The sequence below is a fragment of the Nocardia sp. NPDC003999 genome (assembly GCF_053604885.1).
The window spans coordinates 91,262-114,536 of the sequence record NZ_JBSGIB010000020.1; the positions used below are offsets into that span (position 1 = coordinate 91,262).

Below are 23,275 nucleotides of genomic sequence, written 5' to 3' on the forward strand. Positions count from 1 at the left end.
CGACCGTGGGGCTATCGCGCGCCGAGGGTCACAGGATCGGCCTGCCGCCGGTGACGGCGATCCGAGCGCCCGAGACATAGCTGCCGTCGTCGGAGGCCAGCATGACATAGGTGGGCGCCAGTTCGGCCGGTTGACCGGCGCGGCCCAGCGGGGTGTCGTCCCCGAAGTGGGTGACCTTCTCCACCGGCATGGTGGACGGGATCAACGGAGTCCAGATCGGTCCCGGCGCAACGCTGTTGACCCGGATCCCGCGCTCACCCAGTAGCTGCGCGAGGCTGGCGGAGAAGTTCGCGATGGCGGCTTTGGTCGCCGCGTACGGAGCCAGGGTGGGCGAGGGCATGTCGGAATTCACCGAAGAGCTGCCGATGATCGACGACCCCGGCGGCATGTGCGGCAGCGCCGCCTTCACCAGGTAGAAGTAGGCGTTGATGTTCAGCTTGACGGTGTGCTCGAACTCCTCGTCGCTGATCTCTTCCAGGGTCTCGTGCGTCATCTGGAACGCCGCGTTGCTCACCAGGACGTCGATCTTGCCGAATTCCCGCACTGCCCGGTCGATGACGGCGCGGCAGTGGGCGGCTTCGGACAGGTCGCCGGGCACGAGCACGGCTTTGCGTCCGGCCTGCGTCACCAGATCGGCGACTTCCTTCGCGTCCTCGTCCTCGTCGAGGTAGGAGATCAATACGTCCGCGCCTTCACGCGCGTAGGCGATCGCCACCGCCCGCCCGATGCCGCTGTCGGCGCCGGTGACGACTGCGGCCTTGCCGGTCAGTTTGCCGGAACCGCGGTAGCTGTCCTCACCGCAATCCGGCACCGGAGTCATCTTGGCCTGGATACCGGGGACTTTCTGCTGCTGCTCGGGAAACCCCATGTCGGTCCTCCTTCTGGCGTTTCGGGGCTGTGGGTGGTTCAGCTGTCGTGCTGGCGGCGCCAGTCGCGCACCGCGTCGCGGGCCCGGTCGAACAGCGCCAGCGGCGGGCCCGCCGCCAGGTTCGCGAGCGCGGACTCCCCCGCGTGCGGGTGCGGCCGGGTGGGCGCCACGGCCTCGGCGGCCCGCAGCGATCCGGCCATCCGCTGGAGCTGGCTGCTGGAGAACTGGGCGCGCAGCAGAGCGAATTCCTCGGCCTCCTCGTGCGCGGCGTGCTCGTCCACCGCGTCGGCGAATTCGGCGAGCCGGGCATCGAATTCGGGATGGTCCACCCCGAGGTCGTAGAGGTCGGCCAGCGCGCGTTTGGCCGCGTTCTCCTCCTCCAGCCGCGGTTGCACGATGTCGGCGTCGGCGCCGAACCGGGCCCGTCCGGCGACCGGATGCACGACCTCCTCCTCGGCGCTCTCGTGCACGGCCAGCAACCGCACCAACTCGGTGAACAAGTCCTGTTTCCCGTCGTTACCCGACTTCAGTCGCGCCAGCAGCGTGCGGATCTCCTCGTGCTGGGCGGTGAGCAGGTCGACGACATCCTGGCCGGTCATCGCAACACTCGTTTCTGTTGTCGTGGAATGCGTTCGTGGGCTCAGGTTTTCGTGCCCTGGGCGACCGGCCGCCGGGTCGCCGCGCGGACCGGGGATCATGTGCCCGTGGCGAGGCCCGTCGCCCGGCGGGTACCCGGGCGGACGGACGCCAATCAGCGCGCCGCTGCTACTCCGATTCCGGTGGGGGCAGCAGCCGCGGAACCAGCACCGCGGCGACGGTGGCGGTCGTCGCGCAGGTGGTCGCGATCCCCCAGCCGACCGGATCCAGCGGGCGGCAACCGAAGTAGCCGCACAGTCCCGGTGTCATCACCACCGCGCCGAGCACCGCACCGCTGGCGGCCGTGGTGAGCCACACCAACGGGCTGCGGTAACCGGAGACCAGCGTCTGACCCAGCTGTGTGCCGATGAGCGCGACCAGGCCGATGGTGGCGGCGCGGCGCTGCGTGCCGGTCATCCGGCCGAGGGTCCAGGCGACCGAGGCGCTGGTGGCCGTGGCGACGCCGCGCACGCCGAGCGTGTGCAGCAGGTCGGGGCCCAGGCGCGCGGGCGGCAGTTCGGCCAGCCGCTCCGCCGCGCGCTGCGCTTGGGCCTGCGGGTCGTCGGTGTCGTCGGGATCGACCGCGTCCCGTTCCCGCGACAGCGCCAGCGCCATGGCGGGGAACATGTCGGTGAGCATGTTCACCAGCAGGAACTGCCGGGTGCCCAGCGGCGCCTGGCCGCTGACGGCGGTGCCGTACAGCGTGAAGGCGACCTCGCCCGCGTTGCCGCCGACCAGCACGCCGACGGCGTCGGTGACCCGCTGCCACATGCCGCGGCCTTCGACGAGGGCGTGCAGCAGCACCAGGGGGTCGGGATGGGTGAGCACCATGTCGGCGGCGTTGCGGGCGGCGACCGAACCCTGTGCGGCCAAACCGATTCCGACGTCGGCGGTGCGGATCGCGGCGGCGTCGTTGCTGCCGTCGCCGGTCATCCCGACCACGTGTCCCGCGCGGCGCAGCGCCGCCACGATGCGCACCTTGTGTTCCGGGCTGACGCGAGCGAACACCGTGCTCTGTTCGATCAGTTCCGCACGCGCGGTCTCGTCCAGACGGTCGAGATCCGCGCCGGTCACCACCTCCCCCGCCTCGATGCCGAGCTGGCGGGCCACCGCCGCCGCGGTCACCGGGTGGTCGCCGGTGATCATGCGGACGCTGATTCCGTTGCGCTGCAACGCGGTGACCAGCGGCACCGTCTGCGGGCGCGGGGCGTCGGCGAGGCCGATGAATCCGAGCAGACTCAGTTCGGCGACCGCCGCCTCGACGTCGTCGGGTTCGGTCGGCAGGTCGCGCCGGGCCACCACCAGCACCCGCAAGCCCTGCTCGGCCAGATCGCGAACCACCTGTTCGGCGCGTTCACGCAGGCGGTCGTCGAAGGGATGGTCGGTCTCGTCGATCCGCACGCCGGTGCAGCGCGAGAGCACCACCTCGGGGGCGCCCTTCACGATCAGCCGCAGTTTGCGGGAGGTGTGACCGAGAGTGGCGGCGTAGCCGCGGTTGGATTCGAACGGGATCTCCTCGATCGCGTCCCAGCGGCGGGGGTCGTCGCCGAGCGCCTCGGCCGCGGCCTCGACCACCGCGCGGTCGGTGGCGTGCACGATCGGGCCCTCGGCGGGATCGGGGCAGGCGCGGGTCGCGGCCCGCAGCAGGCGGTGCGCGTGCTCGCAGTCGGCGTCGGCGGGCCACTGCTCGTCGAGATCGGCGAGTGTGGTCAGGCGCAGCCGCCCCTCGGTGAGGGTGCCGGTCTTGTCGAAGCACAGGGTGTCCACCCGGCCCAGTGCCTCGACGGTGCGGCTGGCGCGCACCAGCACGCCGTGTCGCGACAGCCTGCGGGCGGCGGCGAGCTGAGCGACCGTGGCCACCAGCGGCAGTCCTTCGGGGACCGCGGCGACCGCGACCGCCACGCCATCGGCGATCGCGGTGCGCAGCGGCCTGCCGCGCAGCATGCCCAGTCCGGTCACGATGCCGCCGCCGCTGAGCGTCAACGGCAGGGCCCGGTCGGTCAGGCGGCGCAATTGCGCCTGCACACCGGCCTTTTCCGGCGGGATGGCACCGGCGGCGGCGCGGCCGGCCTGGGTGTCGTGACCGACGGCCACGACGATCGCTCGCCCGGTGCCGTTGACCACGGTGCTGCCTTCGAAGACCATGCAGGCGCGCTCGGCCAGCGCCCGGCCCGGGGTCGCCGCGACCTGTTTCTCGACGGTGATCGATTCGCCGGTGAGGCCGGATTCGTCCATTTCCAGATCGTCCGCGCGCAGCAGCCGAGCATCGGCGGGGACCACTTCCCCGGCTCGCAGCACGATCACGTCGCCGAGTTCGAGGAGGTCGGCGGGCACCAGGTGCTCGCGCGGTTCGGCGGTGTCGAGATCGGCGCGGTCGATCACGCGGGCGCTGAGCTGCTCGCCTTCGAACAGGCGGAACAGCGCGTTCTCCGCGCGCTGGCGCTGCCAGGCGGAGACCAGCGCGTTGACGCCGAGCACCGACGACAGCAGCACCGCGTCCGACGGCGCGCCGAGCACCGCGGTGGCGACCGCGCCGACGCCGAGGATCGGAGTGAGCGGATCGGCGAGTTCCCGGCGCAACTGACCGGCGAACGACGCCGCCGCCGCGATGACGCTCACGCCGGGGATGCGGGCGACCGCGCCGGGCCGGGCGCGCTCGGGCACCGCGAGCGGCCGCGGCAACCGGCTCAGCACCTCTTGGGGTTCGAGGGCGTGCCAGGGCAACAACGGTGCGAGCGTGGCCGGTGGGGCGGTGCGCGCCGAACGCCATCCGGTGTAGGCGCCGGTGAGCAGACCGGTGTAGTGGGCGGCGGTCATGGGCGACGAGCGGCCCGCGCTGTCCGGGGCGACCGCGAGCAGCAGACCGCCCAGCGCCGCGCCGGACAGGGCCAGTGATCGGCCGCGTTCGCTCACCTGACGGGCCGGAGCGACGGCGGCGAGGACGCGGTCGGCCTGTGCGAGGTCGCGGCAGACCGCGTCGGCGGTCCACGGCATCTGCAGCGCGTTGTCCTCCCGCACGGCCAGACCGATCGCGACGTCGGCGTGGGCCAGCGCCTTGTGCGCGCGGGGACTCAACACGGCGACGACGTGACCGTCCTGCTGCAGAGCGCGCACCAGCCCGCTCATCGACGTGGACGGGGAGACGAATTCGTCGGCCATGGACCGCAACTCGGCGGCGTCGGCGCTCGCGGCGAGCGTCACGCGCAGGCCCGCGCTGCGCGCCCGGCCCAGCAGCGCGTATGCCCGCCGGTCGAGTTCCCGGCCGACCAGGACCCGCCCGACCGGTGTTCCGTTGTCGTGGAGTTCGCGCCACACTGGGCGGCGCGTCACACCGTCGTCGGGTTTTCCGGTCGCGGGGTGCACCAGTCTGCGGTGGCCGCCGGCCGACAGGTAGCGGCCGGTGTCGTCGGGCTGCGCGTCGTCGCGGCTTTCGCCGGTCTCGTGCTCCCACAGCAGCCGCTGGCTCGCGCTCCATACCTCGGCGACCGACCATCTCGGGTCGCTCGCTTCGGCCTCGAGGACCAGACGCCGTGTGGTCAGCAGCGATTCTCCATCGATGACCAGCGCCGACAGTCGGTCCAGCCGCCGCCACACCCGCGGGTGCAGCGTCAGCACACCCGCGCGGCCCAGCATCGTGGAGACCAGCGCGCCGTAGGCCTCGCGGCTGGCCCGCGCCGCCTTGGGGGCTCCGAGTTCCAGTGCGTCGGCCGCGCCGAACAGGCCACGTCCGCCGAGGACGGAGGTGACCGCGCCCGCCAGCGCACCCGCGGCCGTTTCGTCGGCAACCCGTTCGATCGGGCCCTGCGGCATGTCGACCACACGGTCGGGCGGGGTCAGCGGGTCGCACACTTCCGCTGGGCGGCGGTCGATCTCGGCCTCCCAGTCCTGCCATCGCACGTAGCGGGTGAGCGATTCGGTCAGCGTGAAACCGCGGTGCACCGCGTCGATCACCAGATTCGCCGTGCCCGCCGCCGCACTGTTGCCCAGGGCGTTGCCGATCGCGTTCGCCGTGGTCAGCACCAGATCGGTCCGTGGACGGCCGAGCTGATCCTCGAGCCGTTTGCGGAGACGGGGCTGGGTGTCGACGAAGGCGGCGGCGGCGCGCAACACACGGGCGGGTCCGCGCAACGGCAGCACGGCGCTCATGGCGGACAACCCGATCGCGCACACGTCGCCCGCGACCTGGATCCCGGCCGCCAGCAGCGGTTCCCGGTCCCCCGGGTGCTCGCAGCCGCGACTCCAGTCCAGATCGCCGACCGCGGTATCGGTCTCGACGGATTCGATGGCCGACACCAGGGCGGGCAGGTCGGCCGCACCGTGCTCGAGAGCGGCCACGACGCGGCCGGTCACCGCGTTCACCCGCCACCAACGCACATCGCGGCGGCGGTCCAGCGTCCGGTGCAGCGCCTCGGTGATGTCTCCGCTCCTGCCGGAGTCCAGGCCGCGCACCTCCACGGTGACCCGGTCCTCGTTGAGCGCCACCCGGCGCCGGGAGCGCAGCGCGTGCGGGTCGATCAGCGCGGCCAACTCGTCGCGCAACTCCTCGTTACTGCCCAGATTCAGCAGCGACACGCCTGCCCGTGCGCCCGCTGCCACCGCCTGCACCGGCGCCTGCGCCGCCTTCATTCCCACATCGACGGCCTTCTCCACGCTCGCGCGGGCCATCTCCGCCGCAACGGAGGTCGGCGCCTCGAGCCACCACGGTGAGACGACTCCGCGTAGTAAGAAGCTCATACACGGCAGCTACCCAGGCATGCGCAGAGCAAACCGTCCGCGGCCGCGGTGCGGGCACCGCCGCCGGGTCCGGTGCGGACCCGCTCCGCCGGTCAGTTCGCGGTCGGGTCGAGCACGATCTTCACCGCGCCGTCGGTCTTCTGTTGGAAGGTGGCGTAGGCCTGCGCCGCATCGGTCAGTGGGAGGCGGTGGGTGGCGAAGGTGTCCACGCCCAGCGGGTCGCCGTCGCGCAGCAGCGGCATGATGTCGTCGACCCACCGTTTGACGTTCGCCTGGCCCATCCGCAGCTGGATCTGCTTGTCGAACAACACCCGCATCGGCAGTGGGTCGAGCATGCCGCCGTAGACGCCGATCACCGAGATCGTGCCGCCGCGACGGACGATGTCGATGGCGGAGTGCAGTGCCGCGAGCCGGTCGACGCCCGCGGTGTCCATCACCTTCTGGGCCACGAAATCGGGCAGGAACGCCGCCGAGCGCTGGGCCATCGACGCGATCGGCGACCCGTGGGCTTCCATCCCCACCGCGTCGATCACCGAGTCGGTGCCCCGGCCGTCGGTCCAGCCGCGGATGATGTCGCCGAGCGGCTCGTCGACGGCGTCGAGGTCGATCACTTCCATGCCGCGCTCGGCCACCCGCGCCAGCCGCTCGGGTACCCGGTCGACACCGATGACGCGATAGCCGCGATGCGCGGCCACCCGGCAGGCCATGTCCCCGATCGGGCCCAGACCCAGCACGGTCACCGACCCGCCGTCGGGCACCCCGGCGTATTCCACGGCCTGCCACGCGGTGGGCAGCACGTCCGACAGGTACAGGAAGCGGTCGTCGGCCGGTCCGTCGGGCACGGTGATGTGGGTGGCGTCCGCGTGCGGCACCCGCAGATACTCGGCTTGGCCGCCGGGCACCTGCCCGTAGAGCTTCGAATAGCCGAACAAGGCGGCGCCGCAGCCGTATCGGCGGACCTGCGTCGTCTCGCACTGGGTGGGCAGCCCGGTGCGGCACATGTAACAGGCGCCGCAGCTGATCTGGAACGGGATGACCACGCGGTCACCGCGTTCCAGCCCGGTGACGGCCGAACCGGTCTCCACCACACGTCCCATGGGTTCGTGGCCGAGGACGTCGCCGTTGCTCATGTAGGCGCCGAGCACCTCGTACAGGTGTAGGTCGGATCCACAGATGCCGGTGGAACTGACCTCGATGATCGCGTCCGTCGGGGCCTCGATCCGAGGATCGGGCACCGTCTCCACGGCGATTTTGTGTCGCCCTTGCCAGGTCACTGCCTTCATCCGCGCGGCTCCTCGGTCGGGGTCGGTACTTGTCCCCGTCCTACCCGGACACCTGTGCCCGAAACGACCGCGCCGGGGTTTGCCGTGGGGCAACACCGCAGGCCACGGGCTCGGTGTGCGGTGGGTACGCCGGATGTGTGCCGCCGCGGATTCGGGGTAGGCGGTAACCGTGGACCATTCACGAGCTCCCCTGCTGGAAGCCCTCGCCGACTATCACCGGCTGGGCCGGTACGGCTTCACGCCCCCTGGGCATCGGCAAGGACGCGGAACCGACGAACGCGTCCTGGACGTGATCGGCCGCGACGCCTTCGGCTCCGATGTCCTGGCCGTCGCCGGGCTCGACGACCGGCTCTCGCGCGGTGGCTATCTGTCGCGCGCCGAAGCGCTCATGGCCGACGCGGTGCGCGCGGAATCGGCGTTCTTCTCCACCTGCGGCAGTTCGCTATCGGTGAAGGCGGCCATGATGACGGTGGCGGGCGGTCACGACGGCGGCCTGCTGGTGGCGCGCGACAGCCACAAATCCGTGGTCGCCGGGCTGATCTTCTCCGGTGTCCAGCCGCACTGGATCACCCCGCGCTGGGACGCCGAGCAGCATTTCGCCCACCCGCCCTCGCCGCGGCAGGTTGCCGAGGCGTGGGAGGAACACCCCGACGCCGCGGGCGCGTTGATCGTGAGCCCGAGTCCCTACGGCACCTGCGCGGACATCGCCGGCATCGCCGAGGTCTGTCACCAGCGCGGCAAGCCGCTCATCGTCGACGAGGCGTGGGGCGCGCATCTGCCGTTCCACGACGACCTGCCGACCTGGGCGATGGACGCAGGGGCGGACCTGTGTGTGGTCAGCGTGCACAAGATGGGCGCCGGTTTCGAGCAGGGCTCGGTCTTCCACGTCCAAGGCGATCTGGTCGACACGATCAGGCTCAGCGAATGCGCGGACCTGCTGATGACCACCAGCCCGAACGTGCTGGTCTACGCCGCGCTCGACGGCTGGCGCAGGCAGATGGTCGAGCGGGGGCAGGAACTGCTCGGTTCCGCGCTGCGCGTAGCCGAACAGGCCAGGCGACGGCTCGCCGAGATCCCCGGCATCAAGGTGCTGGAAGACGAACTGCTCGGTGTCGAAGCCTCCCACGACCTCGACCGGTTGCAGGTCCTCATGGACGTCTCCGGTACCGGGGCCAGCGGTTATCAGGCCGCTGACTGGCTGCGCGAGCACCGCCGCATCGACATGGGATTGACCGATCACCGCCGGTTGCTCGCCACGCTGTCGCTCGCCGACGACAAGGACACCATCGATGTCCTGGTCGACGGCATCGCCGCGTGGCGCGACCAACTGAGCGATCCGCGGCCGCCACGCATCCGGTTGCCCTCGCCCGAGGACCTGCAACTGGACTCGGTGATGCTGCCGCGCGACGCGTTCTTCGGCCCGGTGGAGACCGTGGACGCGCGCGACGCCGTCGGCCGGATCGCCGGCGAACAGATCACGCCCTATCCGCCGGGCATTCCGGTGGTCATACCCGGCGAGCGCATCGACGCCGCCGTCGTCGACTACCTGCGCACCGGGCTCGACGCGGGCATGAACGTCCCCGACGCGGCCGACTCCCGGCTGCGCACGATCCGCGTCGTCGCCCGCGATCGAACCGAAACGTAGGAGGTTTCTTTCATGGCCGGACCGACCGCGCTCGCCCTGGTGTGCACGCTGAAGAAGTCCCCCGCCGAATCCAGCAGTGATGTCATCGCCCGGCAGGTCCTCGACGAGCTGGCCGAACACGACGTGCAGGGCACGGTGCTGCGGCTGGTGGACTACGACGTGCTACCCGGAGTGACCGCCGACGAAGGCCCCGGCGACCAGTGGCCGTCCATCCGCGAACGGATCGCGGCGGCCGACATCCTGCTGGTGGCCACCCCCACCTGGGTCGGGCACATGTCGTCGGTGGCGCAGCGGATGCTGGAGCGATTGGACGCCGAACTGTCCGAAACCGACGACGCGGGTCGTCCCGCCATGGTCGGCAAAGTGGCCACGGTCGCGGTCGTCGGCAACGAGGACGGCGCGCACAAGATCGTCGCCGACCTGTATCAAGGGCTCAACGACATCGGATTCACCATCCCGGCACAGGGGTGCACGTACTGGAACGATCAGGCCATGGGCGGCACCGACTATCAGGACCTCGACTCGGTGCCGAAGGCGGTGGCTTCGGCGACCGCGGCGCTGGCCAGGAACGCCGCGCACCTGGCCCGGGTGCTCGGCGCCCAGCAGTACCCTCCCGCTGAATGATTCCCACGCCCGTCGCGCCGACACCTCCACGGGTGTCGGCGCGACCGACCGGATCAGGCCAGCACGGCGTCGACGGCCTTCTTCAAAGCCGACGGCTGCGCGGGCGAGGTCGGCGCCTTCTTCCTGAGCTCTTGCAGCCGCGCCCCGATCTCCTGGAGCTGCTTACGTCCCAGGCGTTCCCGCACCTTCGGGAACCACTCGTTCTCCTCCTCATCGATATGGTGGTCGACGTTCTCGATCAGCACGGTGGTCTTGGCGGTGAAGTGCTCGTCGTCGGGCTTCATCGTCGCCAGCTCGCTGACCAGCACGTCGGCGACGTGGTGCTCCTCGTAGGACTCCAAGATGTCGTCCTCGAGCTCGGGGACGAGCTTGCGCACCTCGGGGTACATGCACTCGTTCTCGAGATAGGTGTGCACGGTGAGCGCCGCAATGATCTTGTTCACCACGTTCGCCTTGGTCCGGATGGCGTCGTCGCCTGCTTTCTCGAACTCCCGGAAGAGTTTTCGGATCGCCTTGTGGTCGTCACGAAGCAGCACGATCGCGTCGGTGGTCATCGTTTTCTCCTTGCGTCGGGGCCGGTTCTCTGCCGACATTCCCGGCGCCGTGCCCCCGAAACCGCGACGTCCGCCGCGCGGCCGGACCCTCGGCGGGTCGTATGGTGAGCCGCGGACAGCACAGGAAGGACGAAGATGCCCCACGCCGATGACTACGCACACGAGCTGGCCGAATTGGCGCAGCGCTCGGAAACCACCGTCGCGGTCGCCGAATCGCTCACCGCGGGCAGGCTGTGCGCCACGTTCGGCGCCGCGCCCGACTCTTCCACCTGGTTTCGCGGCGGCCTCGTCGCCTACAGCTCGGAGGTCAAGCGAACGGTTCTCGGGGTGCCCGATGTGCCGGTCGTGTCACGTCCCGCGGCCGAAGCGATGGCCACCGGTGTCCGGAGCCTGCTGAATGCCGTTGTCGCCGTTGCCGTCACGGGCGCGGGCGGTCCCGACCCGCAGGACGGACAGCCGCCGGGCTCGGTGTGGTTCGCGATCGCCACCGAGCACGACGTGCGCGCATGGCACCATCAGTTCGACGGGGAACCGGAGGACGTGCTCGAGCAGACCACCGCCTGCGCGGCCGAGGCGCTGCTCGACACCGTGCGCGACCTGCGCTCGGACCGTTCGCCGAAGTGACCCGCGGTCACGACGAACGGCGATGCTTACGGTGGCTGGTGTCGCAGAACGGGTAGTTCTTCGAGCGCTTACACAGGCACAAGGCCACCAGGAACCGGTCGGAGCGCACCGTCCGGCCGTCCGCGGTGACGAACTCGACCGGGCCCTCGATCAACGCGGGGCCGTCGGCGGTGAGCGTCACTCGCCGCCACTGCTCATTGCCGGATTCGGTCGGCACGGATCACCACCAGATCTTCCATACGCTGGCCGGGTCCGATCAGCCCGGCCGATTCCAGCCAGTCCGCGCGGCGGCGCAGCACCGGCCCGAACGGCACGGTCGCCCTGGCCACGACAGCGGCCTTCAATTCTCGCTCGCGTAGCTGGGCCAGCGTCGTATCCGGATCCGACAGCGCCGAATGCACGATCAACGCGACACCACGCGGTTTCAGCAGGGCGGGCAGCGCCACGCACAACTGGTCGAGGACCGCCCTGCCCCCGGAACCCGCGTTCCACGCGCGAGCGATGCCGCGCGTGTGGGCCCCCACGGGGGCCGGGACATACGGCGGGTTGGCCAGCACCAGGTCGAAACTGCGCCCCCCGAGGACCGCGGTGAAATCGCCGCGCAGCACCTCGGCCTCGATACCGCGCATCCGGCAGTTCAGCCAGGCGGACACCACCGCGGCCCTGGACACGTCCACCGCCGTCACCTTCGAGGCTCCCGCGTACGCGGCGGCGACGGCCAAGGCGCCGGTGCCGGTACACACGTCCACCGCGTGCCCGCCGCTCGGAACACCCGCCTCGGACAGAGCGCGGACGAGCAGCCAGGTGTCCAGCTGCGGCGGATAGACACCGGGGGGTCGAATCAACATCACATTCGCCGGATAGCCCGCCCAGCGGTACTCAATCACCCCCGCTGACCGTCCCGCTGCCGGTTTCCCGCAACGAGCTGCGGCCCGCGCGCCAGGCGTCGAGCACATGATCGGCGAATCGGTCCTCGAGCAGGTTCGTCACCTGGATACCGAATACCACCGACTCGGTCAGCTCGGGCTCCCGCCGGAGCAGATCGCCGATCACGCCGGTGCGCATGACCTGCTCGTGCACCGCGTCGGCTTCGACGTGCTCGCGGTAGAACAGCAGACACGCGGGGTCGGCGGCCAAACGTTCCAGCGCCTCCACCAGGCGCCGCGCGCCCGGCGGCGAGGTGATCTCCACCGTGGCGAAATGCCCCACCAGCGCGCCCCGCCACGACCGGTGCAGCCCGAACAGCGACATCATGTTCATCAGCGCGAGCATCGGCGCGGGCACCACATCCAGATAGTGCAGATAGTCCGGGTTGAGCCCGGCGCCTGCCAGCAGATCGGCATACAGCTGCGCGTGCACGCGCTCGCCGCGCCCGCCTCCGAACTCGTCGAACTCGACCGCCACCAGCGACGCCTTGGCTTGGCCGCGCAGCCGGGGAATCACCCAGGCGTAGGGGTCGGCCTCTTTGTGGTGATAGATCGAACGGTGCACGAAGTATTCGCGCATCTGCCACCATTCGCTCTCGTCGCGCAGGAAACGGCTCAGCCCCTCCGGGTCGGCGGGCGTCACCAGCAACCGTTCCAGCTCCGCGTCGAGATCGTCGCCACCGGGCACGTCCTCGCGCAGCGCGCGCAGGAATCGCTGTTCCAGCGCGGCGCGCAGCCCAAGCAGACCCGGGTCCCATTCCCATCCCGCGTCGACGGCCGCGAAACCGTGATAGTGCAGTTCGTAGCAGGTGTGCAGCGCCAGATGCAGGTCTTCGCCGTACGGGTCCACCGAGCCCGGCACCGGCACCGGCACCGAACCACCTGATCGGCTGCCCAGCAGTTGCACCACCGCCTCCGACAGCTCGCCGCGCGGGCGGGGCAGGTCCTGCTTCGGAGCGCCTATCGTGACCGTCATACCGATCGTTTACCCCCGTCGAGCGCTGTTATCGCGGCGCGGCGCGGTAAGAATGCCGTGGCCGTCCCCGCAGACGCGAGGACGGCCACGAACCGAGACGAACTGTCCCGGAGCTACCCGTTCGCCTTCTTGTACGCCTCGACCACCTCGGCGGAGATACGTCCACGCGCCGAGACGTCGATGCCGTTCTTGCGCGCCCACTCCCGGATCACCGTGGCTTGTTCCCGGTCGTTCGCCGACCGCATGACACCGCCGCGGCCGCGCCGCGCACGGCCGACCTTGCGGGCATACGGAACCCATTGTTCGAAGAATCCGCGTAACTGACCGGCATTCTCCGTCGACAAGTCCATCTCGTAGGCCACGCCGTCCACGGCGAAAGACACGGTTTCCTCGGCCTGAGACTTGCCGTCGTAGTCATCGACCAGTGTCACGACGACCTTGCGTGCCATACAGATAATCCCTTCACGGTTACCGAGCGCGTGCAGTCGAAAAAACAATCGTAGCCAGTAAATAACAGATCGGTTCCACCCCCGGAACACCGGGGTCCCCCTCGCGGCGCAGGACGGTTCGCGGCGAACAGCTATTGCGGCAACCGTCGAGCCTCCACATATTGCCCGCGCACCCGGCGCAGTGGCAAACCGCCCTGCCAGGGCGAGCGCGACCGGAGAAAGACACGGTGGCGGGCTATCGGTGACCGATGTGCGCAATCGACATTCGCACGCTGCATTTCCTTTTTCGAGCGGCAACGCCATCGGCCGAAGCGGCTCCGGCCAGCCGAACAATCCACGCGATCCCGCCGTCGGCGACGGTGCCGGGCAAGACGACACTGGTCGGTCGCGTCGGTGAACCGGACCTCCGAAGCGGGACAACGCGCGAGATCGACGGCATCCCAACCGAATTGCGAACACCACCGCCTGCGCTTCCCCGCGCCGCCGCTGCGACGACAAGGCAGCCGAATTCGATCGCGCTGACGCGAAATATGTCTCCGCGAAGGTGTTGCTGCCAACCTGAGAGCCTCCGGCGCTTCGGCTGATCGGTGCGCCCTGCCCGCCGGAATCTCGGGCGCGGTGAACCGTCGGCCAGCAGGGAAAGGCATCGAGCACATGGCAGACAACGACGATCAGCACGCCCCGGAGCAGGGCTGCGAGCCGGACGACGCGCTCACCGCGCCCGCGGACCCGCCCGCCCAGGTAGATCCGGAGGACGAGGATCTAGCAGCACCGGCGGAACCGGACACTCCCGCACTGTCGCGGCGCAAGCTGTTCGCGGGCGCGGGCATCGCCGCGGCGGTGGTCGCGGGCGGCGGCCTGGCCGCGTGGCTCACCACACGCCGCACTCCCGGCGCCGGAGGGGTGAACCGCGCCCTGAAGATCGGCTACGGCGGCGGCGTCTGCGAGGCGCCGCTGTACGTGGCGCATCACGAGAAGATCTTCGAGAAGCACGGATTGAACGTGCAGATCGTCAAAACCGGCGGCGACGAGATCAAGGACGCGGTGGGCGCGGGCAAACTCGACGCGGCGCCGGGCATCTTCTTCTCCTGGCTCAAACCGATCGAACAGGGCATCGACGCCAAACTCGCCGCCGGGCTGCACGAGGGCTGCCTGCGCATCGTGGTGCCACCCGACAGCCCGATCAAGTCCGTCGCCGAGCTGCGGGGCAAGCCGATCGGCGTCGGCGCGATCGGCGATTCGGCGATGTCGTTCTTCTCGTTGGACCTGCTCGACGCGGGCATCAACCCGAGCGAGGACATCGACTGGCGGGTCTTCGCCGCCGACCAGCTGACCGACGCGCTGGTGCGCGGGGACATCGCCGCGATCGCGGCCAGCGACCCCAACGGGCTGCTGCCCACACTGAAGGGCAAGGCTCGCGAACTGACCAACAACTCCCAGGGCACCAACCGGCAGCTCTACTGCTGCGCGACCGCCATCAACGGGCGGCTGCTGCGCGAGGACCCGGACGTGGCGCGGGCGCTGGTGACCGCGTGGGCCGAGGGCAGCCGATGGGCGGGCGCGAACATCCCGCAGACCGCGGCCATCGAAGTCGACAACAAGTACGTGGCGGCGGATCAGCCGACCATCGAAGCGATCCTGAAGACCTACGGGTACAACCCGTCGGCGGCGCGACTCGAGAGCGAGATCACTTCCGGCATCGCCAAATTCGCCAAGACCGGCTACCTGGACCGCAAGACCGATCCGAACGCGCTGGCCGGCAAGGTCTACGCGGATCTCGGGCTGAACTGGTGACGCCGCGATGACGACAACGGCCGACACCGCCCCCGTCCGGGCCGATTCGGCCTCTCCTGCGACGCGGCCGCCGGGAACCGCGGTGACACGTTATCCGCCGACGCTCGGCTTCGCGCTCGCCTGGGCGGTGTGGGCTCTGACCGCGGTGGTGACGCTCGCGGTCCCGGACGAACTGGACGTCGCGGCGCCGCTGGCGGCCGGAGTGCTGTTCACCGCCTGGACGGCGGCGCTCACGGTGTGGGCGGCCTACGCCTACCGCGACCGCGCGGCCACCCTGCGGCTGCGGTACTGGACACCGTGGATCGCGGTGCTCGGCGTCTGGGTGCTGTTCTGGGAATTCGCCACCGCCAAGACCGGGTGGCTGCAACCACCGCATTTCGCGTCGCCGCAGCAGATGCTGCTGGTGTTCTACAGCGACGCGGGACTGCTCGCGTCGAGCACGTGGCATTCGCTGCTGCTGCTGGCGGTCGGGTTCGTCATCGGCGCGGTCGCGGGCCTGAGCACCGGCATCGCTCTCGGCTGGTCGAAACTCGCTGCCTACTGGGGTAATCCGGTGCTGCAGACCGTCGGCCCGGTGCCGGCGGGCACGCTGCTGCCGGTGGTGCTGGTGCTGTTCCCCACCACTTACAGCGGCAGCATCTTCATGGTCGCGTTCGGTGTGTGGTTCCCGGTGGCGGTGCTCACCCGCGCGGGCATCGCGGGGGTCGCGCGCGGCTACTTCGATGTCGCGCAGACCCTCGGGGCGTCCAAGCATTTCCTCGTCTGGCGGGTCGCGGTGCCCGGCGCTCTGCCGAGCATCTTCACCGGACTGTTCATGGGTCTGGGCGCTTCGCTGGCCGCGCTGGCCGTCGCGGAGTTGCTCGGCGTGAAGAACGGTCTGGGCTGGTACATCCAGTGGACCAAGGGGTGGGCGGCCTATCCGCGGATGTACGCGGCGATCGTGATCATGGTGGTGGTGTGCCGCACGCTCATGCTGCTGCTGTTCCGTGTCCGCAACCGCGTGCTGGCCTGGGAGAAGGATCTGGTGCGATGGTGAGCGGCGCGGCACGCGGCAGCGCGGTCGAGATCGATGCGGTCTCACATCAATTCGCGGTGGCGGGCGCACGCCCGCGCAACGTCGTCGAGCGCCTGCTCGGGCGGCCCGCACCCGAACCGACCCGCGCCCAGCAACTGGGCCGGCTGCGGGTGCTCACCGACGTGTCCCTGCGGATCGAAGCGGGGCAGTTCGTCGCGTTGCTCGGGCCGTCGGGGTGCGGCAAGTCGACTTTGTTGCGATTGCTCGCGGGACTCGAGCGGCCGTCGCGGGGCGTGCTGCGCGCCGACGGTGCGCCGATCGAGGGCCCGGATCCGCACCGGGCGTTGATGTTCCAGGATCCGACATTGTTCCCGTGGCGGACCGTGGAGCAGAATGTCGCGCTCGGACCGCAGGCTCGCGGCACCCTGGCCGAGGACCGGACCCGGGTGGCCGAAGCCCTCGCACTGGTCGGTCTCGACGGTTTCCGGGACACGTATCCGGCGCAGCTGTCCGGCGGGATGGCGCAGCGGGTGGCGTTGGCGCGGGCGCTGGTGAACCGGCCGCGGCTGTTTCTGCTCGACGAGCCGCTCGGCAAGCTCGACGCGCTCACCCGCGCCACGCTGCAGACCGAGATCGTCCGGCTGTGGCAGGAGGACGGGTTCACCGCCGTGCTGGTCACCCACGACGTCGACGAGGCGTTGCGGCTGGCGGACCGGGTCGTGGTCTTCTCCGCCCGGCCCGGGAAGGTGGTGCGGGACGTGCCGATCGCACTGGCCCGGCCCCGCACGCATGATGATCCGGAATATCTGCGGCTGCGGGGCGAGATCCTGCGGCTGCTCGGCGAGACAGGCAGGGCCGTCGCATGACCGCAACCCACCCGCGCACGAGCGGGGTCTTCGACTCCGTCACCGACGCGATCGGCAATACCCCGCTGGTCCGGCTGAACCGGGTCACCGAGGGGATCACCGCGACGGTATACGTCAAACTCGAGTACCTCAATCCGCTGGGCAGCGTGAAAGATCGCGCCGCGCGGTCGATGATCGACGCCGCCGAGGCCTCCGGTGAGCTGCGGCCCGGCGGCACGGTCGTGGAGGCGACCTCCGGCAACACCGGCATCGCGTTGACCGCCATCGCCGCGACACGCGGCTACCGCACGATCGTGGTGGTGCCGGACAAGACCAGCCAGGAGAAGCTCGCGCTGCTGCGCGCCTACGGCGCACAGGTGCGGGTGACCCCGGGCGGGCGGCCGGCCGATCATCCGGAGCACGTGCGCACGGTCGCGACCCGGCTGGCCGCCGAGATCCCGGGCGCGTGGTTCGCCGGGCAGTACGACAATCCCGCGAATCCGGCGGCGCATCACCGGACGACGGGTCCGGAGATCTGGGCCCAGACCGGCGGGCGAATCACCCACTACGTCGCGGGCGTTGGTACCGGCGGCACCGTCACCGGCGCGGGCGAGTACCTCAAAGAGGTGTCCGGGGGCGCGGTCCGCGTGATCGGCGCCGACCCGGAGACCTCCGTCTACGGCGGCGGCGACGGTCGTGCCTGGTACGTCGAATCCGTCGGACACTACCGGCATCCCGACACCGAGGACGACCAGTGGCCCACCTCGTATCACCCCGCCGTCGTGGATCACATCGAGCGGATCGGTGACCCGGAGGCGCTGGAGGTGCTGCATCGCCTCGCCCGCGAGGAGGGGCTGTTGCTGGGCGGATCGTCGGGAACCGCGATCGCCGCCGCCCTGCGGGTCGCGCGGACACTGCGGTCGGACGACGTGGTGGTCGTCATCGCCCCGGATTCCGGTCGCTCCTATCTCACCAAATATTTCGACGACCAGTGGCTCGGCCGTTTCGGCTTCGCGCTGCGCGACCGAGTGACCGGACCGACGGTGGCCGATGTGGTGGGCGAGGTCGCCGGAAGTCCGCGCACCATCCCGTCGGATGCGACCGTCGCCCACGCTCGAACGCTGCTCGGCGCGGCACCCGCGCTTCCGGTGCTGTTGCTGCGCGACGAGGCCGGACCGGTCGTGGTACCGGAAATCCTCGGCGCGGCGGTCGCGACGACGCTGGCCGGTGCGCCGGACGACGACCCCGTCATCGCTCATCTGGCACCGCCGCTGCCGGTGGCGGGCACCACGGAACCGCTGACCCGCGCCGCCGCCCGGATCTCCGGCCATTCCGGGCCGGTCGTGGTGGCGCACGAAGGGCGGGCCATCACGCTCGTCGACGCCGCGCGCATCACGGCCGCGGCGCGGGAACTCGGAGAACGACAGGGAGGTTCGCAGTGAGACGTCTCGCCGCCACGGCCGCGATGGTGCTGGCCGGGCTGTGCGCCGGACCGGGAATCGCGGCCGCGCACGTCACGGCCGGCGCACCGGACGCGGCCCCCGGCGGGTACAGCGTGGTCACGCTGCGGGTTCCCACGGAATCCGAGACGGCGGGCACCGTGCGGCTGGAAGTCGGCCTGCCTCTGGACCATCCGCTCGCCGTCGTACGCACCGCCACGACACCCGGATGGGATGTGTCGACGCGCCGCACCACGCTACCCGCGCCGATCGACAACGGGCACGGCGCGACGGTGACCTCGGCTGTGTCGTCGGTGACGTTCACCGCGCAACCCGGGTCCGCCGTGCGGCCGGGGGAATTCGGGGAATTCCGGCTGCTGCTCGGTCCGCTGCCGGATGTCCGGGAACTCGCGCTGCCCGCGATCCAGACCTACAGCGACGGCACCGTGGTCTCCTGGATCGAACGCAGCACCGACGGGACACCGCCCGACAAACCGGCTCCTGTGGTGCGTCTGAGCGCCGAATCCGGCCACAGCGGGCACCAGGCGCCCGGCGCTACCGCGGCGGCGTCCGCGCAATCGCCTGTAGCGGGGCAGAATTCGGATTCCGGTGGATGGGTCGATTGGATCGCGCTGGTGGCGGCGCTCGGCGCGCTGGCTCTGGCGGCGGCGCCGTTCGTGCGCGGCGCGCGCAGCCGGTGACCGTCCTGGCACGCGTACTGCTGGCCGGGCTGTCCGCGGTCGCGGCCGTATTACTGGCTCCGTCGGCGGTCGCGTCGGCGCATGCCGTGCTCGTCGCCACCGACCCCGCGTACGGTGCGACCATCCCGGACGCTCCGACGCGGGTGACGGTGCGTTTCGACGAACCGGTGACGGCGGCGGGCGCCGGTGTCACTGTCTCCGACAAGGACGGCCGCCGGGTCGACACCGAGGCGGTGTCGGCCGCCGACGGCGGCCGTGCCGTCGTGGTCGGAGTGCGGCCCGAGCTGCCCACTGGGACGTATCTGCTGAGCTGGGTGGTGCTGTCCGCGGACGGTCACACGGTCAGCGGTTCCAGTGTGTTCGGTATCCGGGTGCCGCCTGACCTGACCCTCGGCGATCCACCTCGTGATCCAATCGCGGTCACCGCCGACGGCGTAGCCAGGATGCTCACCGCCGTCGGATATCTCGGGGTGGTGCTCGCGGTCGGCGTCCCCGGGGTGACGTTGCTGGTGTGGCGTGCGGGGACCAGGACGGCGCTGGTCGCGCAACTGACCGGGATCGGGTCGGCCACCGTCGTCGCCGTCTCGCTGCTCGCGCTCGCCATGACACCGGCTCGCCTCACCGGCCCCGACGGCTGGGCCGATCCACAGGTGTGGGCGCAGGCTCTCACATCCTCGCCGGGTGTGGCGGCCGTGGTGCGCGCTGTCGCCGGTGCCGCGCTCGCGGCCGGTCGGTCGCGACCGAAAGTGATCGCCGTCGCGGGAGCGGTGATCGTCGTGGCGACGGCGGCGTCGGGCCACGCCCTGGCAGGGGGAGACCGACCCGCCGCGTTGTTCTCCACCGCGGTCCATGTGCTGGCGATGGCGTTGTGGGTGGGTGCCGTCGTGCTGGCCGTCGCGGTCCGGCGGCGGCCCGACCGATCCGCCCTGCTCCCGCGCTTCGGCCGCGTCGCGATCGCCGCCGTCACCGCGCTCGCGCTGACCGGCGTCTATCAGAGCCTCCGCTCGGTCGACCCGCTCGCGGCGCTGTGGACGACGTCGTGGGGTCGGCTCCTGCTGCTCAAATCGGCGCTGGCGCTCGCCGCGGCCGGTGTGGTGCTCGCCGCGCGACGAATCGTTCGCGGCCGCGTTCCGCAATCGGCGCTGCGCCTCGAATTCGTCCTTCTGGCGGCCGTTCTGGTGGTGACCGGCGTCCTCGCGGGCACGACACCGGCCAGGGACGCCTACGACCCGCGGATCACGGTGACCGCCGACCTCGGCCGGGCACGAGCCGAGGTCACCGTCGACGGCGCCGGTGCGGGCGAACAAGAGCTGACCGTCCACCTGCGCGACGCGAGCGGAACCCCGATCGACGCCTCCGCCGTCACCGGCCGACTGACCCGTACCGGCGATGCCTCGGGCCCCATCGACGTTCCCTTCCGACGGATCGAGCCCGTCGAACTGGGCCCGCACTATTTCGTTTCCCAACCGGTGCGCGTTGCCCTCCCCGGCTATTGGCAGTTGCGGTTGACCGTCCTCCTGGACCGCACCACCGGCTATACCGCCACCGTGCCTTATCGCGTGTGGTGACGGGATCGGTACGCCCCAGCGCGTTCCGCGCGTTCGTCACGAACGGCGAGGACACGTCGCCTCGGACGACGACGCAACCCGCAGCGCCGGGCTCAGCCGCCGGGCTTCTGCCAGACGGAGACGTGTCCGCGGCTCTCGCTGGTGAACGGTTCGCGTGTCCACCCGTCCCACCGCGCATCCAGCCGCAGGCAGGCGATCTCGGCCATCAGGTCCAATTCCGCGGGCCACACGTAGCGGAACGGAATCGATCGGTAACTGCCGCGTCCCTCGACGACCTCGAGGTAGTTCGAACTCATTGTCTGCGTGGCGATGTCGTACTCGTCGTAGGCCCATTTCGACGATCCGGTCCGAGACAGCACCGTGTTGCGGCCGGGCGCCAGCCCGCGCAGTCCGGGCATCATGACTTCGACGACAAAGCGGCCGCCGGGTCGGAGGTGGGCCGCCGCGTTGCGGAAGCAGGCGACCTGACCCGCCTGGGTGGTCACGTTCATGATCGTGTTGAACACCAGGTAGACCAGCGAGAATCGTGACGTCAGCTTCGTGGACGCGAAATCTCCGACGGTCACGGCGATCTCGTCGCCGCCGGCCTTGGCACGCAACCGGGCGAGCATCGCGGGTGACGTATCGATGCCGTGCACGGGAACTCCGCGCGCGGCGAGCGGCAAGGCGATCCGCCCCGTTCCGATGCCGAATTCCAAGGCCGGGCCATCTTCGGCCGACTCTGCCAAAAAGGTCACCGCCGGGTCGACGACGCCCGGCTCGAACATCGCGGCCGAGGACTCGTCATAGCTGGCCGCGACCTGCTCGCCGAAGTAATCGTCGGTATCGCGCATCCGGGCACCGTAGCGCGCCGGATCCGCTTGACGCCCCTTGTTTTCCGGTCGGCTCGGCCGTGGGTTCCCGGGCCGCTACCTCCCAGCACTGAGAAGAACGCACCCCGGTCCGCGCCTAGTCTGGACGACGCCCGGTCGAGCCGGGATACTGGCCTGCGCCGGTTTCGCGGAACCGACCACGCCGGGTTCGGCGCGGTCCGTCGGCTCATCGTTCGAACGAAAGGACCAACTCTCGATTCTGCAGACAGGCAATCGGCCCGTTGAGAACGGCGGGGGGCCGAGTACCGTTCCGAACTCTGTCGAGCGAGCGGACGTCCGCGGGAGGCGGACCCCGACAACGAACCAGATGTCGGCCGATTCGTGGGATTCGGCCGGACGAGCCCAGTGCACGAGCGGAAGTCGATAGTATGCGTGTGGCCTTGTTGCCCGCAGGTACCCGGGGCGATCATCAACCATATCTCGCGTTGGCGCAGGAATTTCGCGCCCGCGGTCACGAGGTGGACATCACCGCCACCCGCAATCAAGCGCAGATCGTGCGCAACGCGGGCTTCGAACCCCATGTGATCCCCTTCGACGCCGCGGAACTGCTCGAGACGACCGCGGCCAAGCGGGCGCTGGCCTCCGGCAAGACGCTGCCGTTCGTGCGCATCATGCTCGACACGGTGCGGATCATCGAAGGTGAGCGCGGTGTCGCGATGCACGAGGTACTCCTGCGCGCCTGCACGTCCGCGGACGTCGTCGTCGCCTGCGCGTCGACGCTGCCGTGGGCGATGGAGTTCCGCGAGAAGACCGGGACGCCGGTACTGGGCTGCCTGCCCTATCCGCTCGAACGCACCGATGAGTTCCCGTCGTCGTTCATGGCGAAGAACATGACCTCGTCGCGCACGCTGTCACGGGCGAGCTACAGCCTGTTCGAATGGTCCTATACGTTCCTGTATCGCAAGGTCGACCGGCAATTGCGCCGTCACATGGGCCTGCCCGGCAGGCCGCGCAATCCTTTCCGGCGCCTGCGTGCGGAGCGGATACCGCTGGTCCACATGGTGAGCCCGATGCTGTTGCCCAAGCCGCACGATTGGCCGGACCGCGCGACGATCGTGGGCGCTTCCGTTCTGCCGCAGCCGCTGCGTGACGCCTGGGGCGAAGCGGTCATCGATCCGGAGCTCGACGCGTGGCTGGGCGAAGGGTCACCGCCCATCTATTTCTGCATGACCGGAATGCCCGTGCTGGATCCGGTGGAATGCCGCGAGATGATCGCGACGGTCTGCGCGCGCTTGGGCGCACGGGCACTCGTCACGGTGAAAGGCGAGGGATTCCCGAAAGGGTTCAGCGCCGACCGCAGCCTGCTGATCATCGATTCGTTCGACTACGACCGCGTCCTGCCGCGGTGCGCCGCGGTGGTGCACCACGGCGGCAGCGGCAACACCCATGACGTGGTGCGAGCGGGGATCCCGGCCGTGGTGATCCCGGTGCACAGCGATCAATTCTTCTACGGCTGGCGCATCGCCGCGCTCGGCATCGGAGCGACCTTCCCGTATCGCACGATCACCACCGATCGTCTGCATCGCGCGTTGGCGCAGGTCTTGACGCCCCAGGTGCGGCAGCGAGCGGCAGAGGTCGGCCACACGGCCGCGAAGGAGAACGGCGTGCCCGCGGCGGTCGACGCCGTCGAGAAACTCGCCGCCGCGACCCCCCGACCATGAGCTGCCGGTCGGCCGCCGCGGACCGATCGCGGCGGCGACCGGCGAGCGCACGACAACCGTG

20 protein-coding genes are annotated in these 23,275 nt (G+C 70.4%); 10 read left to right on the plus strand and 10 right to left on the minus strand.

Annotation, left to right across the window (positions count from 1 at the left end; genetic code table 11):
- Positions 1 to 28 precede the first annotated feature (28 nt).
- The 4 genes from ACWESM_RS29490 to ACWESM_RS29505 all read right to left on the minus strand — a co-directional run bounded on the left by ACWESM_RS29490 (position 29) and on the right by ACWESM_RS29505 (position 7,521).
- On the minus strand, positions 29 to 868 hold the full coding sequence (locus ACWESM_RS29490; protein ID WP_355078047.1) for an SDR family oxidoreductase: 840 nt from the start codon (positions 866 to 868) through the stop codon (positions 29 to 31).
- 38 nt (positions 869 to 906) lie between these two features.
- Entirely contained in the window at positions 907 to 1,467 is a 561-nt protein-coding gene (locus tag ACWESM_RS29495; RefSeq protein WP_452494528.1) for a hemerythrin domain-containing protein, read from the minus strand.
- A 166-nt stretch (positions 1,468 to 1,633) separates the two neighbouring features.
- A complete protein-coding gene (locus ACWESM_RS29500) occupies positions 1,634 to 6,238 on the minus strand; it encodes an HAD-IC family P-type ATPase (RefSeq protein WP_452494529.1) in 4,605 nt (1,534 codons plus the stop codon).
- A 92-nt stretch (positions 6,239 to 6,330) separates the two neighbouring features.
- On the minus strand, positions 6,331 to 7,521 hold the full coding sequence (locus ACWESM_RS29505) for an alcohol dehydrogenase catalytic domain-containing protein (RefSeq protein WP_364434950.1): 1,191 nt from the start codon (positions 7,519 to 7,521) through the stop codon (positions 6,331 to 6,333).
- Between the two features lie 169 nt (positions 7,522 to 7,690).
- On the opposite strand from ACWESM_RS29505, the gene ACWESM_RS29510 reads away from it, so the two are divergent.
- Both ACWESM_RS29510 and ACWESM_RS29515 read left to right on the plus strand, forming a co-directional pair.
- Complete coding sequence (locus ACWESM_RS29510; RefSeq protein ID WP_364434947.1) at positions 7,691 to 9,166, plus strand: aminotransferase class I/II-fold pyridoxal phosphate-dependent enzyme; 1,476 nt, start codon at positions 7,691 to 7,693, stop codon at positions 9,164 to 9,166.
- A 12-nt stretch (positions 9,167 to 9,178) separates the two neighbouring features.
- Positions 9,179 to 9,790 carry a flavodoxin family protein gene (locus ACWESM_RS29515; RefSeq protein WP_355078052.1) on the plus strand — a complete coding sequence of 204 codons (612 nt, stop codon included), beginning with the start codon at positions 9,179 to 9,181 and terminating at the stop codon, positions 9,788 to 9,790.
- A gap of 53 nt (positions 9,791 to 9,843) precedes the next feature.
- Here the strand turns inward: ACWESM_RS29515 and ACWESM_RS29520 are convergent, their stop codons facing one another.
- A complete protein-coding gene (locus tag ACWESM_RS29520; protein ID WP_364434943.1) occupies positions 9,844 to 10,344 on the minus strand; it encodes a hemerythrin domain-containing protein in 501 nt (166 codons plus the stop codon).
- A gap of 135 nt (positions 10,345 to 10,479) precedes the next feature.
- On the opposite strand from ACWESM_RS29520, the gene ACWESM_RS29525 reads away from it, so the two are divergent.
- The gene (locus ACWESM_RS29525) at positions 10,480 to 10,968 is read left to right on the plus strand and encodes a CinA family protein (RefSeq protein WP_355080571.1); all 489 of its coding nucleotides are present in this window, start codon (positions 10,480 to 10,482) and stop codon (positions 10,966 to 10,968) included.
- A gap of 7 nt (positions 10,969 to 10,975) precedes the next feature.
- On the opposite strand, the gene ACWESM_RS29530 is transcribed toward ACWESM_RS29525, so the two are convergent.
- The 4 genes from ACWESM_RS29530 to ACWESM_RS29545 all read right to left on the minus strand — a co-directional run bounded on the left by ACWESM_RS29530 (position 10,976) and on the right by ACWESM_RS29545 (position 13,319).
- On the minus strand, positions 10,976 to 11,185 hold the full coding sequence (locus ACWESM_RS29530; protein ID WP_355080570.1) for a CDGSH iron-sulfur domain-containing protein: 210 nt from the start codon (positions 11,183 to 11,185) through the stop codon (positions 10,976 to 10,978).
- The gene (locus tag ACWESM_RS29535) at positions 11,163 to 11,816 is read right to left on the minus strand and encodes a HemK2/MTQ2 family protein methyltransferase (protein WP_355080568.1); all 654 of its coding nucleotides are present in this window, start codon (positions 11,814 to 11,816) and stop codon (positions 11,163 to 11,165) included. Before ACWESM_RS29535 ends, ACWESM_RS29530 begins: the two co-directional genes overlap by 23 nt.
- Positions 11,817 to 11,847: 31 nt before the next feature.
- Positions 11,848 to 12,870 carry an iron-containing redox enzyme family protein gene (locus tag ACWESM_RS29540; RefSeq protein ID WP_452494533.1) on the minus strand — a complete coding sequence of 341 codons (1,023 nt, stop codon included), beginning with the start codon at positions 12,868 to 12,870 and terminating at the stop codon, positions 11,848 to 11,850.
- Between the two features lie 113 nt (positions 12,871 to 12,983).
- Entirely contained in the window at positions 12,984 to 13,319 is a 336-nt protein-coding gene (locus tag ACWESM_RS29545) for a histone-like nucleoid-structuring protein Lsr2 (RefSeq protein ID WP_355080564.1), read from the minus strand.
- Between the two features lie 654 nt (positions 13,320 to 13,973).
- On the opposite strand from ACWESM_RS29545, the gene ACWESM_RS29550 reads away from it, so the two are divergent.
- The 6 genes from ACWESM_RS29550 to ACWESM_RS29575 all read left to right on the plus strand — a co-directional run bounded on the left by ACWESM_RS29550 (position 13,974) and on the right by ACWESM_RS29575 (position 20,681).
- Positions 13,974 to 15,113 carry an ABC transporter substrate-binding protein gene (locus tag ACWESM_RS29550; RefSeq protein WP_452494534.1) on the plus strand — a complete coding sequence of 380 codons (1,140 nt, stop codon included), beginning with the start codon at positions 13,974 to 13,976 and terminating at the stop codon, positions 15,111 to 15,113.
- A gap of 82 nt (positions 15,114 to 15,195) precedes the next feature.
- Positions 15,196 to 16,149 carry an ABC transporter permease gene (locus tag ACWESM_RS29555; protein ID WP_364434928.1) on the plus strand — a complete coding sequence of 318 codons (954 nt, stop codon included), beginning with the start codon at positions 15,196 to 15,198 and terminating at the stop codon, positions 16,147 to 16,149.
- Positions 16,143 to 16,994, plus strand: coding sequence for an ABC transporter ATP-binding protein (locus tag ACWESM_RS29560; RefSeq protein WP_355080558.1), 852 nt, complete (start codon positions 16,143 to 16,145; stop codon positions 16,992 to 16,994). Before ACWESM_RS29555 ends, ACWESM_RS29560 begins: the two co-directional genes overlap by 7 nt.
- Complete coding sequence (locus tag ACWESM_RS29565) at positions 16,991 to 18,415, plus strand: PLP-dependent cysteine synthase family protein (protein ID WP_364434924.1); 1,425 nt, start codon at positions 16,991 to 16,993, stop codon at positions 18,413 to 18,415. The genes ACWESM_RS29560 and ACWESM_RS29565 overlap by 4 nt, the downstream gene beginning before the upstream one ends.
- Positions 18,412 to 19,113 carry a YcnI family copper-binding membrane protein gene (locus ACWESM_RS29570; RefSeq protein ID WP_364434921.1) on the plus strand — a complete coding sequence of 234 codons (702 nt, stop codon included), beginning with the start codon at positions 18,412 to 18,414 and terminating at the stop codon, positions 19,111 to 19,113. The genes ACWESM_RS29565 and ACWESM_RS29570 overlap by 4 nt, the downstream gene beginning before the upstream one ends.
- Complete coding sequence (locus tag ACWESM_RS29575) at positions 19,110 to 20,681, plus strand: copper resistance CopC/CopD family protein (protein WP_452494537.1); 1,572 nt, start codon at positions 19,110 to 19,112, stop codon at positions 20,679 to 20,681. The genes ACWESM_RS29570 and ACWESM_RS29575 overlap by 4 nt, the downstream gene beginning before the upstream one ends.
- 92 nt (positions 20,682 to 20,773) lie before the next feature.
- Here ACWESM_RS29575 and ACWESM_RS29580 read toward each other — a convergent pair whose 3' ends face one another.
- Entirely contained in the window at positions 20,774 to 21,514 is a 741-nt protein-coding gene (locus tag ACWESM_RS29580; protein ID WP_452494538.1) for a class I SAM-dependent methyltransferase, read from the minus strand.
- 407 nt (positions 21,515 to 21,921) lie between these two features.
- Here ACWESM_RS29580 and ACWESM_RS29585 point away from each other — a divergent pair, with 407 nt between their 5' ends.
- The gene (locus ACWESM_RS29585; protein WP_364434912.1) at positions 21,922 to 23,214 is read left to right on the plus strand and encodes a glycosyltransferase; all 1,293 of its coding nucleotides are present in this window, start codon (positions 21,922 to 21,924) and stop codon (positions 23,212 to 23,214) included.
- The last annotated feature ends 61 nt before the right edge of the window (positions 23,215 to 23,275 follow it).

What these genes read in the sequence shown, in the direction of transcription:
- ACWESM_RS29490 (WP_355078047.1), bottom strand. Translation starts at nt 868, where the DNA reads ATGGGGTTTCCCGAGCAGCAGCAGAAAGTCCCCGGTATCCAGGCCAAG.
- ACWESM_RS29585 (WP_364434912.1), top strand. Translation starts at nt 21,922, where the DNA reads ATGCGTGTGGCCTTGTTGCCCGCAGGTACCCGGGGCGATCATCAACCA.
- ACWESM_RS29540 (WP_452494533.1), bottom strand. Translation starts at nt 12,870, where the DNA reads ATGACGGTCACGATAGGCGCTCCGAAGCAGGACCTGCCCCGCCCGCGC.
- ACWESM_RS29550 (WP_452494534.1), top strand. Translation starts at nt 13,974, where the DNA reads ATGGCAGACAACGACGATCAGCACGCCCCGGAGCAGGGCTGCGAGCCG.
- ACWESM_RS29505 (WP_364434950.1), bottom strand. Translation starts at nt 7,521, where the DNA reads ATGAAGGCAGTGACCTGGCAAGGGCGACACAAAATCGCCGTGGAGACG.
- ACWESM_RS29560 (WP_355080558.1), top strand. Translation starts at nt 16,143, where the DNA reads ATGGTGAGCGGCGCGGCACGCGGCAGCGCGGTCGAGATCGATGCGGTC.
- ACWESM_RS29525 (WP_355080571.1), top strand. Translation starts at nt 10,480, where the DNA reads ATGCCCCACGCCGATGACTACGCACACGAGCTGGCCGAATTGGCGCAG.
- ACWESM_RS29500 (WP_452494529.1), bottom strand. Translation starts at nt 6,238, where the DNA reads ATGAGCTTCTTACTACGCGGAGTCGTCTCACCGTGGTGGCTCGAGGCG.
- ACWESM_RS29515 (WP_355078052.1), top strand. Translation starts at nt 9,179, where the DNA reads ATGGCCGGACCGACCGCGCTCGCCCTGGTGTGCACGCTGAAGAAGTCC.
- ACWESM_RS29535 (WP_355080568.1), bottom strand. Translation starts at nt 11,816, where the DNA reads ATGTTGATTCGACCCCCCGGTGTCTATCCGCCGCAGCTGGACACCTGG.
- ACWESM_RS29580 (WP_452494538.1), bottom strand. Translation starts at nt 21,514, where the DNA reads ATGCGCGATACCGACGATTACTTCGGCGAGCAGGTCGCGGCCAGCTAT.
- ACWESM_RS29565 (WP_364434924.1), top strand. Translation starts at nt 16,991, where the DNA reads ATGACCGCAACCCACCCGCGCACGAGCGGGGTCTTCGACTCCGTCACC.
- ACWESM_RS29495 (WP_452494528.1), bottom strand. Translation starts at nt 1,467, where the DNA reads ATGACCGGCCAGGATGTCGTCGACCTGCTCACCGCCCAGCACGAGGAG.
- ACWESM_RS29545 (WP_355080564.1), bottom strand. Translation starts at nt 13,319, where the DNA reads ATGGCACGCAAGGTCGTCGTGACACTGGTCGATGACTACGACGGCAAG.
- ACWESM_RS29520 (WP_364434943.1), bottom strand. Translation starts at nt 10,344, where the DNA reads ATGACCACCGACGCGATCGTGCTGCTTCGTGACGACCACAAGGCGATC.